Here is an 11,025-nt window from a genome sequence, read left to right as displayed (position 1 = left end):
AGGGGCATCAAACTCGCCGCGCACTACCAAGCAGCCGTCACCCTGGTCAGCACCCTGCTCTGGATCACATCGTGATCCACCGGACACGACCTAGGGGCCTGTCTCACAACGGGTACGTGGCCGGGCATGACGGCGCGGTTGCCCGGCGGCATGGCGTTCTCTTTCCAGGGCCTGCGATGGTGACAGCCGTGCCGAGCGACGGTGCGGGAGGTTCGCCGGCTCCCGATCATTGAGATGGCTTCCAGAACCAGAGCCGTGATGGACGGCTCGCGGCCGGGGGCGTCGGCGGCCTGTTGATGGGCCTGCGCGATCGTGGAGTTGACCGGCACGCTCCAGTCGTCGGCTTCCACAAGGTCCCGTTCAGCACCGTGCGATGACCGATCCACCGGCCACTCCGCCACAGCTGGCCGGGCAACAGCGGCTCGATCCGCACCTGGGCGGCATCAGTGAGCTCATGACGACGCGCCATGGCCACCATCACAACCCGGTCCACTGATCGACCTCAGCCGAACACCAAACTCTGCCGGACATGACCTGGCACCGAATGGTGCGACAGAGAGCCACCCGGTCCGACCTCGGTGCCCCCGGAGCGGCAGAGCTGGACGCGCCGGTCCTGGCCCTTGTTCCTTTCAAGTGGTAGCCGGTCTGACGCCCAGGTACCGACCCGTCGCGTCTTCGGTTATTCCAAAGTATGACAGGTGTACAAATTTCGTGTTACGTTCTCCGCACCCAGCCGGGATCCATGTCGGATCATCCACCTTCACGGGAGGTACGGTGAGGAAACATCCGCTGATGCCGAACGGCGCGCGGGCTCCTTCGACTCCATCGGTCCACCGCCGCCGACGTACTCGATCAGGAACCCCCCGCTGTCGCGGACTCCGAAGGATCGGCGCGTTCGCAACCGCCACCGTGCTCGCCGCGACCGCGTTCGTGCCGGCCACGTCGGCGAACGCCACAGTGCTCAGCCTGCGAGAGCGGGTGGCCAGGCCGGGGATCCTCATCGGCTCCGGGGCGATCAATCCCGCTTACCTCGATGAGCCCCGGTTCGCGAAGGTGCTCGCGCAGCAGTTCAACAGCCTGTCGCCGGAGAACGAGCTCAAGTGGTCCTTCACCCAGCCGCAGCAGGGCGTCTTCGATTTCACGAAGCTCGACCGGCTCGTCGCCTTCGCGAAACAGCACCGCATGGCGGTGAAGGGCCACGGCCTCATCTCCGGCTGCTGCAACCCGGCCTGGCTGGAGCAGATCCAGGATCCCGATCGGCTGCGCGCCGCGATGACCACCCACTTCAAAACAATCATGACCCGCTACGCGGGAAAGATGGACCGGTGGGACGTCGCCACCGAGGTCCTCTCCACCTTCGGTGGCACGGGGCTCGATCAGAACTACTTCTACAGGGTTCTCGGCCCGGACTACCTCGCCGAGACGTTCCGCATCGCGCACGCCGCGAACCCCAACGCGAAGTTGTTCCTCAACGAGTCGCTGGTGGAGTACTACCCGGCGAAGCGCCAGGAGCTTTACGGCCTGGTGGCCGACCTGGTGCGAAGGGGCGTACCCATCAGCGGGGTCGGGCTCGAGATGCACGAGACCTATTCTGCGCCCGAGGCCGGTGTGCTCACCGGCATCGTGAAGTCCTACAAGGCGCTCGGACTCGAGGTCGCCATCACGGAGATGGACGTCCACCTGACCCCCCTTCCCGACCACGCCGAGTACAAGCAGCAGGGCGAGATCTACGGTCGCCTCGTCGACGAGGCGCTGCGGGCCGGAGTGCGGGACATCAGCTTCTGGGGATTCACCGACAAGCACGCCTATACCTGGGTCCCTGGTGCGAAGCCGCTGATGTTCGACGATCGGTACGTTCCGAAACCGGCGTTCTTCGCCACGTGGGCTGCCCTGGCACGTCACTGACCCATCTCTCCCCATGAGCCGGGGCAGGGCCGGCGTGTTCTCTCGGCGCGAGCCGGCGCGGCCTCAGATGATCTAGGTTGCCCAGAGCAATCGATCATTCTGAGGCCGCGTGCCGGTATCACGTGAGCACGAGGGTGGGCACCTCGACCGTCGCCTCGTCGCGGATGTCGGCGCTGGACAGGCCGAGCAGGAAGGTGACATCGCCGGCTTCCAGCCCGCGCTGGCCGTCCGGCCATGTGTAGGCCAGGCGGCTGAGCGGGACGAGGAACTCCAGGGAGGCCGTCGCGTCGGCGGCCAGGTGGGACCTGGCGAAGTCGACGAGCTGCCGGACGGGGCGCACGATCGTCGCCGCCTCATCGCGCGCGTACAACTGGACGACGGCGGTACCGGCACGCTGGCCGGTGTTCGTCACCGTGGCGAGGATGCGGACATGGTCGCCCTCGACGCGCACCCCCTCGATCGAGGTGGCGAACGAGGTGTAGGTCAGCCCGTGACCGAACGGATAGAGCGGGCTGCTGTCGCGCAGGTCGACGTAGCCGTGCCGGGGCATGGTCGGGTGGTCGTAGCCGCTGCCCACGGGATGTCCGTGGTACATCGGCAGCTGCCCGAGGTGACGGGGGAACGTCGAGGGCGTGCGACCGCCCGGCTCGCTCACGCCGTAGAGGATGTCGGCGATCACCGTTCCGGCGACCGGGCCGAGCAGCGCCGCGAGCAGCATCGCCGCGGAGGCGTCGTGGACGGCCTCCAGGAGCAGCGGACGGCCGGAGACGACGACGGTGACGACGCGCTTGCCGGCGGCGTGCAGCGCCTGGATCAGCTCGGGCTGGTTGCCCGGCAGCACGGGGTCGGCGGTCGTCCGCCCCTCGCCTGCGGTGTGATTGCCCACCCAGCCGGTGCGTTCCCCGACAACGGCGATCACCACGTCCACATCGATGACGGCGGCGTCGATGGCGGGGCTGCCGGCGGTGAGGCTGCCCAGGGCGCGGTGGCGCACGCCGGGGTCGATGGCGCGGATGGCGTCGAGCACCGTGACGGCCTCGGGATGCAGCCGGCGGGCCCCCTCCTCGAAGACCGGCTCGATCCCGGGCAGCTTCGTCTGGAACAGGTCCGGGAACACCTCGGGGGAGCCCTGCGCCTGACTGGCGGCGATCCGGTAGATGGCCGGCGGGAACTCGGCGTCGGCGACGGACGAGTAGGAGCCGAAGTGGATACGGATCTCGGTCGCGGCGGGCCCGACGACCGCGATCCTGGCGCCTCCGGGCCGCAGCGGCAGGATCCCGTCGTTGGCGAGCAGCGTGCTGCCGGCCGTGGCGACGACACGTGCGCGATCCCGTGCCTCAGCGGGCTCCGGTGCCTTGGGCACCGTCCTCGGTCGTGCCGGACCGACGTCCGGGACGAGGCCGAGCCGGGCCTTGACCTCCAGCACGCGCGTGACGGCCCGGTCGAGGACCTCCTCCGCGAGGGTCCCGTCCTCGATCACGGTCCGCAGGCCGCTGCTCGTCGGAGCACTGGGCAGTTCGACGTCGACCCCGGCGCCCAACGCCTGGGCGGCGGCATGAGCCGGGGTCGGCGCGGTGCGGTAGGTGTTGTACAGCATCGCCATCGAGTCGTAGTCGCTCACGACGAGGCCGGTGAAGCCGAGCTGACCGCGAAGCAGGTCGTTCAGGAGCCAGCCGTTGGCGACCGCGGGAATGCCGTCGATCTCGTTGTAGGAGTTCATCACCACCGACAGGCCGACCTCGGCGATCGCCCGCCGGAACGGCTCGGCGTGCACGTCGGTGAGTTCCCGTCGACCGAGGTGGGTGGCGGCCTGGTTGAGGGCGCCGAGTGAGGTGCCGTAGCCCAGGAAATGCTTGCCGGTCGCCAGGATGCCGGACTCGCCGTCATCGCCCTGGACGCCGCGCATGAAGCCGATGCCCATCCGGGCGACCAGTTCCGGATCCTCGCCGTACGTCTCGTGGACACGGCCCCACCGCAGATCGCGGGCGAGGTCGAGCACGGGGGAGAAGAGGAGATGGATGCCGGCCGAGCGGGCCTGCCGACCCGCTGTGTCGCCGACCATTCCGCTGATGGCCGGGTCCCAGCTCGCCGCCTGTCCCCAGGCGGTGGGGAACTGGTGGCCCTGCGGGTGGACCAGGCCGTTGACACCCTCGGCGTGGACCAGGACGCCGATGCCGAACGGGTTCAGGTCCCGCGCGATCTCCTGGAACCGGGCGATGTCGCGGGTGAGCTGTTCGAGGTCCTGGCTGAGCTGCCAGCCCAGCGACAGATGCCCGACTCCGTGCGGGCGCACCAGGGGAAGGCGCTCGATCTCGTACAGGAATCCCGTCGGCAGTTCCGGCGTCGGCGCGGGAGGGCCCGAGAGCTTGGCCTGGTCGACCAGATCCATGGGAACGACACCGTGGATCTGGCCTATCTTCTGATCGAGGTCCATGCGGGCGACGAGGTTGTCGATGCCGGTCACGGTGCCATGTCCTTCGTCTGGTTCGAAACGGAGCCGACGGGGTGCGCGCTCGGCGCTCTGAGGCTTCTCATCCCTTGACCGCGGATCCGACCACGCTCCGGATGAAGTGGCGCTGGGCGAAGAAGAAGATCAGAAGCACGGGCATGATGTAGAGGGTGGCCGCGGCGGCCTGCACTGTCGGTATCCCGTTGCCGTGCGGGTCCTTGTACCAGGACGCGATGGCCACCGACAGCGTCGTGTGGTCGACGTCGAGCAGCAGGGCGGGAGCGATGTAGTCACCCCAGCTCCAGGTGAACGAGAGCAGGAACGCGGTGATCAGCACGGGGCGGGACAGCGGCAGGAAGATCCTGACGAAGATGCGCGGCCAGCCGCAGCCGTCGATGATCGCGGCATCCTCCAGCTCACGGGGGATCGCCGCGAAGAACTGCCGGAACAGGAACACCAGGTAGGGGGACGCGGCCAGCCCCCACAGGACCCACGGCCAGTAGGTGTTCACCAGTCCCAGCCGGGAGAACATCACATAGGTCGGCAGGATCGTCAGGACCTGCGGCAGCATCATCGTGGACAGCACCACGAGGAACAGCGCCCGCTTGCCCGGGGCCCGCAGCCGGGCGAACCCGAATCCGACCGCCGCGCTGGACAGGGTGATGAGGAACGCATAGGTCGTGGAGAGGAACAACGAGTTCATGGCGTAGGCGGCGAAGTTCACGTCCGTCAGCGCATGGGTGAAGTTGCTCCACTGAACCTGGTCGGGCAGGACGCTGCCGGGCACCGAGACCCATTCCTCGCGGGTCTTGAGCGCGGCCAGCAGCAGCCAGAGGAACGGTCCGGCGAAGACCACGGACAGCGCCATGAGGAGAACGTAGGCCGCGCCGTTTCCAAGACGTGGCCTGCGCGGCCCGCGCAGCGTTCCGCGGCCTGTGACGGTCCTGGACGCGGCGACCGGACGGGTTTTGCCGATGTCCATCGGACGGCTCCTAACGGTCCGCATCGCTGTCGACCTCGTAATGGACCCACAACCGGCTCGACCGCTGTACCAGCAAGGTGAAAGCGAGGATGACAAGGAAGAAGACCCACAACATGGCCGAGCCGTACCCGAAGCGGTTGTGGAGGAAGAACTCCTGGTACACCTGCACCATGTAAAGGCGCGTGCTCTGCGGCACCTGGCCGACGGTGGAGATGCTGCTGGTCTCGGCCAGCAGCAACGGCTGGATGACGATCTGGAGGGTCGTGATGACGCCGGTGATCACCTGGAAGTAGACGACCGGGGAGATCATCGGCAACGTGACGTGCCGGAACACGCTCCAGCGGCTCGCGCCGTCCACCCGAGCGGCCTCCTCGAGTTCGGCGGGCACCCCCTGCAGCGCGGCGAGCATGATGACCATGCCACCGCCCAGGCCCCACAACGTGAGGATGACGAGGGCGTAGAAGGCCACCGGATCGACCAGCCAGCTGATCGGAGGGATCCCCGCGACGTCGAGGACGGCGTTCATGATGCCGGAATCCCGGTTCAGGATGAGCTTCCACATGATGGCCGTGGCGACCATGGGAACGATCGACGGCAGGAAGAAGACGGTGCGCCAGAACCCCACCGCCTTCAGCCGGCGGTTCAGCAGCATGGCCAGACCGAGCGAACCGGCGACGCTGAGCGGAACCACCATCGCGGTGTATCCGATCGTTCTGACGAGCGCCGCCTGGGCGGCCTGGTCGCCGAACAGCTCGACGTAGTTGCGGAACCCGATCCAGCGCCACCGCGGCGAGCTGCCATCGAAATTGGTCAGGCTGACGGCGAACGCGTACAGCAGCGGCGCGGCGGTCAGGAAGAGGAAGCCCGCCACCCACGGCCCGACGAACAGGTAGAAATGCCTCCGCGGGTAACGGGACCAGCCGTTGCGTGCCATCTGTCTCAGCCGATCCGTTCCCTGCCCTGCTTCAGCAACCTGTTGATCTCGGTCGTGACCGAGGCGCAGGCGGCGTCGACGGACTGCTGGTTCTTGATCGCTCGCTGCAGGTGCCTGTCGAGGGTGACGTTCCACCCGTCCACCGTGATGTACGGCGAGTCCGGCAGGGGTGCCAGGTACTGGAGTTCGCGCTGGGCGACGGAGTAGGCCTGCTTCTGGTAGGGCAGCTCCTGCGGCAACTTCGCAAGCAGCGACTTCAGCGACGGGAGCCCCCAACCGCTCTTGGCCCGCGTTTCGGCGGGAGGCCCGGCCATGTAGTACTCCATGAACTTCCAGGCCTCGTCCTTGTGCTTGGCCTTGACCGGGATCCATGCCCCCTGGCCGGAGTAGCAGGGGCTCACGCGCTTGTCGCCCATGATCGGGGCGGGCGCCATCCGGACGCGGCCGCTCAGCGTCTTGTCCTTGACGAAGTTGCCGCCGAAGAAGTAGCCGTCCTGCGTGATCGCCATCCGCTCGGCGCTGAAGGTGGACTGGTCGGAGCCGTCCGGCAGCGGGTTCAGCGAGGTCGGGCCGACGCCCGCCCGGCCGAAGTCGACGAACCAGCCGAAGGCGCGGCGCGCGGCGGCCGTGGTGAGGTCGACCTCGGTCAGGTCGCCGTTGTACAGCTGCGCACCCTGCTGGAGGATCATCGTCGCGATCGGACCGTACAGGGTCCAGGCCCATTCGACGCCGAGGCCGAACACCTTCGTCCTGCCGCCCTGCTTGACCGTCAGCCGCTTGGCGATGGCCAGCAGCTCGTCGTAGTCCGTGGGCTGGGAGTCGCTCAGGTACGGAACCTTCGCCTGGTCGAACAGCGCCGTGTTGTACCAGAGAGTCGCGTCCTGGCTCCAGTCCTTGACGATGCCGTAGTACGCGCCTTGGCCGATCTTGTGGCCGTCCCAGCGGAAGCTGTTGTTGACGGGCTGCAGGTCCTCTCTCTTCAATACCCGGCTCTTCTCCAGGTAGGGGGTCAGGTCGGTCGCGAGGCCGCGCGCGCTGGTGTTCGCGCTGCCCACGGCGGCGCCGATCGTGATGTCCGGCGGGTTGCCCGAGGCGAGCATCGCGTTGAGCCGGGTCGCGTCGAACTCCAGGAGATTGATCTTGATCGCGGGGTTGTTCGCCTCGAAGTCCGCGATGAACTCCTTGGGCAGGTCGGTGGCGCTGAACATCACGGTGAGAGCCACCTTGCCGCCGGACCTGCCGGACGAGCCCGCGTTGCACGCGCTGAGCAGGGGCGCCGCCGCGGCGCCACCGGCGGCGACCGCCGCGCCCGTGAGCAACCGTCGCCTGCTGATCGGTTCGGATCCGTTCACGTCGGTCTCCTGGGGTGGGAGTGAGTGCGGCCTCCTCGCGAGGCCCTGCCGGGGTGAGGCGACGGTACAACGAAATTCGAACACCTGCTACATTTTCCCGAGGTGAATTGCTCATGACGAGGCGGAGCGTCTCTTGATCGTCACGTTGGGTCGATGGTTCCGGGTGTCCAGTCGCGATGACCGATCCCGGGAGGCCGCGACTGGCGCGCTAAGGTCTCAGGCATGAGCGCGACCAGGCCCACTCGTGTTCGAGGCCCGTACGCGAAGTCGGCGCAACGGAGGCAGGAGATTCTCGAAGCGGCCACGACCGTGTTCGCGGCCAGCGGGTACCGCGGTGGATCGTTGCGGGACATCGCGCGTCAGCTCAATCTGAGCCTCACCAGCATCGTCCATCACTTCGGCACCAAGTACGAGCTTCTCGAAGCGGTGCTGGAGCGCGCGGACCAGACCGTCGGCACGGGTTTCGTCGCCTTCGACTTCGAGGCCGACTGCGTCGAGCGCGGGGTCGCCCTCGCCACCATGGGGAGGGTGCGTTCCAACCTCGAACGGCCGGAGCTGCTCAGAGTCCTGGCGATTCTGGCCGCCGAGTCGTCGGCCCCGGAACATCCCGCTCACGACTGGTTCATCGAGAGGTACCGGAAGAAGGCCGAATCGCTTGCCAAGGGGTTCGCCTACGACCAGCAGATCGGCCGAATCGACGGTTCCCGTGATCCACGCATGCTGAGCAGGTTGCTCATCGGCGCGTGGGACGGCGTGCAACTGCAGTGGCTCATCGATCCGTCGGTCGACATGCAGGCGGCGATGCTCGCCTTCTTTGAGGCGACGATCCCGGAGGCGCTCGACAGCGGGCCGTGACCCGACTCGCGCGGTCATGGCCGCACCTCATCGATCAGACCCCAGTCCAGCGCCACGGACGGACCCAGGGTCTCCCCGGTCAGCGCCAGCCACGCGGTGCGCCAACGGCCGATGCGGCGGGTCAGGCTCACGGTGCCGCCGGCGCCGGGAATGAGCCCCATGCTCAGCTCGGGCAACCGGATGCGCGCATCGGACCGCGCCACGACCCGTCCGGCGAAAGCGGGGACCTCGATCCCGGCCCCTATGCAGTTGCCGTGGAGGAAGGCGGTCGTTCGGTGGGCGACGCGATCGAGCGCCAGTCCGGCCGAACGGGCCGTGCGGAGCAGATGGGCGACGGCGGGATCGCGGCTCGTGCCGAACTCGTCCAGGTCGCCGCCCGCACAGAAGTCCGGCCCGCGGCCGGATATCTCCACCCTGAGCGTCGGATCGCCGGCCGCTGCCGCCAGCGCGTCGCAGAGCGCCTCGCGCATGGCGGCGTTGAAGGCGTTGCGGCGGGCCGGGCGCGACAGGACGATGCGGAGTACACCCTGCTCAAGCGTCACCTCGACGGGGTCGGCCGTTTCTTGCGACCGGCGGTTGTCCCTGCCCGCCAACCAGGTCGCGAACTCCGTTCCGGCGAGCAGGAACGAATAGTGGGCGGACTCCGCGACGAGGGCTTCCTGGACGGGCAGCCGGGCCTGAAGACGGAGAAGCCTTCCCAGACTGATGGCGGCGACCGGGTGCGCCTGGATCGCCGAGGTCAGCTTCTCGAGCGCGACGGCCACGTCGCCAACGGTCACGACCTGGGGCTCCGGCCGTGGCCGGGTGGACAGCGTCACCGTGCACGCCCGCATCAGCGACACGGCCGCTCCGGTGGGAGCGTCGGCGAGCACTCCGATGACGATGGGCGCGCTCGCCGTCGAACGCTCGAACACGGATACGTCCACGCCCGCTGTGGAGACCGCCGACAGATCGAGCGTCAGCCAAGGCTCGGCCGGTAGACCGTCAGGAGCCGTGGCGTGAGGGGCGTTGAGACGGTCCAGGAGCTCCTTCGCCAGCACGTTCGTCACCCTTGGTATCCGGTCAGCGTGCGGTGTCGGCGAACCAGCGCCTCAGGTCGCGTCGCAGCAGCTTCCCCAGATCGTTGCGGGGCAGAGCGGAGCAGAAGGCGAAGCGTGCGGGGACCCTGCTCGAGCGCAGGCGCTCGCCGACCCACGCCCGCAGCTCGCCCGCGGACGGCTCCGTTCCCGGGCGGGCGACGATCACCGCGGCGACGACCTCGCCCCACTGCTCATCCGGTACACCGACGACGGCCGCCTCGGCCACGGCGGGATGCTGGAGCAGGACGTCCTCGATCTCGCCCGGTGACAGGTTCTCCCCACCCCGGACGATGACGTCGTCAAGGCGTCCCTCGACGAACACGTAGCCTTCGTCGTCGATCCAGCCGCCGTCGCGCGTGCGGAACCAGCCGTCGGCGTCGGTGACGGTGCCGTGGGAGTACTCTCCGGAGATCTGGGGGCCCCGGACCCACAGTTCACCGCGGACGCCGGAGGGAAGGTCCCTGCCGTCTCCGTCGCGGACGATCAGTTCGACGGCGGGCAGTGGCCGGCCGGCGGAGCCGAGCCTGCGCCGGATCACCGGGTCGTCCGAGGCCAGGGCCCGGCGGTGGTCGTCCGGGCCGAGCACCGCGACCGACGAGGTCGTCTCGGTCAGGCCGTAGCCGTTGACGAAGTCGACATGGGGGAGCAGGTTCAGCGCGCGCTCGATGACCGGTGTCGGCATCCGCCCGCCGCCGTAGGACAGGTGTCTCAGGCTCGGCAGGCTCCGCTTCCCGCGTTCGAGTACGGCGACGATGCGCGTCAGCATCGTCGGTACGACCATGGCGTGGGTGACACGCTGCTCGCCCGCCAGCCGGACCCACTCCTCCGCATCGAAGTTCGGCAACTGCACGATGCGGCGGCCCGAGTACAGAGCGGTGAGCAGACCGGCGACGCCTGCGATGTGGTACGGCGGAACGCTGATGAGCGTGGCCTCGTCAGCCCCCGCGGACAGGAACTCCACCGAGCCCAGAACGTAGGAGGTCAGGTGGCGGTGCCGCAGTACGGCGACCTTGGGGGTCCCGGTCGTCCCGCTGGTGTGCAGGAGCACGCAGGGCTCGTCCTGGCCCACCGCCGCGGGCCGCGTGGTCGGCTCCGCGGAGCGGAGTGCGCCCATCGTCTCGTCCGGGGTGGAGACGCAGAGCCCGTCCTCGGCCCTGGCCAGGTCCGCGGCATGTCCGTCGGCGATCACGTGGCCCGGCGAGCGGCCGCGCAGCACGGCGCGCAGCGGGCCGTCGGCGAGACGGTAACTGACCGGCGCGAACGGACGTCCCGTCCGTGCGGCGGCGAACAACGCGATCGGCAGGACGGGGTCGGCGACGGTCGCGTAGACGACGCCGGGCGGTCCGGTCTCCCACAGACCGGCGAGCCGGGTCGTGGCGTCCAGCAGGGTGCGGTAGGAGAAGCCGGTCACGGCGTCGCCGAGCGCGGTCCGGTCGGGGTCCGCGGAGGCCGCCATCTCAAGGAGGGTG

At 68.6% G+C, this 11,025-nt stretch carries 8 protein-coding genes; 2 read left to right on the top strand and 6 right to left on the bottom strand.

Annotation, left to right across the window (positions count from 1 at the left end; all coding sequences use genetic code 11):
- Positions 1 to 909 precede the first annotated feature (909 nt).
- Positions 910 to 1,905: an endo-1,4-beta-xylanase gene (locus HNR61_RS44545; RefSeq protein WP_220510547.1), complete on the top strand. Its 996-nt coding sequence runs from the start codon at positions 910 to 912 to the stop codon at positions 1,903 to 1,905.
- A gap of 118 nt (positions 1,906 to 2,023) precedes the next feature.
- Here HNR61_RS44545 and HNR61_RS44540 read toward each other — a convergent pair whose 3' ends face one another.
- The 4 genes from HNR61_RS44540 to HNR61_RS44525 form a co-directional block, all read right to left on the bottom strand.
- Entirely contained in the window at positions 2,024 to 4,369 is a 2,346-nt protein-coding gene (locus tag HNR61_RS44540) for a beta-glucosidase family protein (protein WP_220510546.1), read from the bottom strand.
- 67 nt (positions 4,370 to 4,436) lie between these two features.
- Complete coding sequence (locus tag HNR61_RS44535) at positions 4,437 to 5,222, bottom strand: carbohydrate ABC transporter permease (protein WP_220510545.1); 786 nt, start codon at positions 5,220 to 5,222, stop codon at positions 4,437 to 4,439.
- A gap of 124 nt (positions 5,223 to 5,346) precedes the next feature.
- Entirely contained in the window at positions 5,347 to 6,270 is a 924-nt protein-coding gene (locus tag HNR61_RS44530; RefSeq protein ID WP_220510544.1) for a carbohydrate ABC transporter permease, read from the bottom strand.
- A 5-nt stretch (positions 6,271 to 6,275) separates the two neighbouring features.
- Positions 6,276 to 7,622 (bottom strand): ABC transporter substrate-binding protein, encoded by a 1,347-nt coding sequence (locus HNR61_RS44525; RefSeq protein WP_182849189.1) that lies wholly within the window; start codon positions 7,620 to 7,622, stop codon positions 6,276 to 6,278.
- A 222-nt stretch (positions 7,623 to 7,844) separates the two neighbouring features.
- On the opposite strand from HNR61_RS44525, the gene HNR61_RS44520 reads away from it, so the two are divergent.
- Positions 7,845 to 8,477, top strand: coding sequence for a TetR/AcrR family transcriptional regulator (locus HNR61_RS44520; protein ID WP_182849188.1), 633 nt, complete (start codon positions 7,845 to 7,847; stop codon positions 8,475 to 8,477).
- A 14-nt stretch (positions 8,478 to 8,491) separates the two neighbouring features.
- Here HNR61_RS44520 and HNR61_RS44515 read toward each other — a convergent pair whose 3' ends face one another.
- Entirely contained in the window at positions 8,492 to 9,526 is a 1,035-nt protein-coding gene (locus tag HNR61_RS44515; RefSeq protein ID WP_182849187.1) for an enoyl-CoA hydratase/isomerase family protein, read from the bottom strand.
- 13 nt (positions 9,527 to 9,539) lie between these two features.
- Positions 9,540 to 11,012, bottom strand: coding sequence for a class I adenylate-forming enzyme family protein (locus HNR61_RS44510; RefSeq protein WP_220510543.1), 1,473 nt, complete (start codon positions 11,010 to 11,012; stop codon positions 9,540 to 9,542).
- Between the last annotated feature and the right edge of the window lie 13 nt (positions 11,013 to 11,025).

Origin of the sequence: Actinomadura kijaniata, from assembly GCF_014138665.1 — a bacterium.
GTDB classification, from domain to species: Bacteria; Actinomycetota; Actinomycetes; order Streptosporangiales; family Streptosporangiaceae; genus Spirillospora; species Spirillospora kijaniata.
The sequence above is the reverse complement of the archived record's forward strand: the minus strand, read 5'-3'. Positions and strand labels throughout refer to the sequence as shown.

Bases quoted from the DNA above. Each gene is read 5' to 3' on its own strand.
- HNR61_RS44520 (WP_182849188.1), top strand. From the start codon at position 7,845: ATGAGCGCGACCAGGCCCACTCGTGTTCGAGGCCCGTACGCGAAGTCG.
- HNR61_RS44530 (WP_220510544.1), bottom strand. From the start codon at position 6,270: ATGGCACGCAACGGCTGGTCCCGTTACCCGCGGAGGCATTTCTACCTG.
- HNR61_RS44535 (WP_220510545.1), bottom strand. From the start codon at position 5,222: ATGGCGCTGTCCGTGGTCTTCGCCGGACCGTTCCTCTGGCTGCTGCTG.
- HNR61_RS44510 (WP_220510543.1), bottom strand. From the start codon at position 11,012: ATGGCGGCCTCCGCGGACCCCGACCGGACCGCGCTCGGCGACGCCGTG.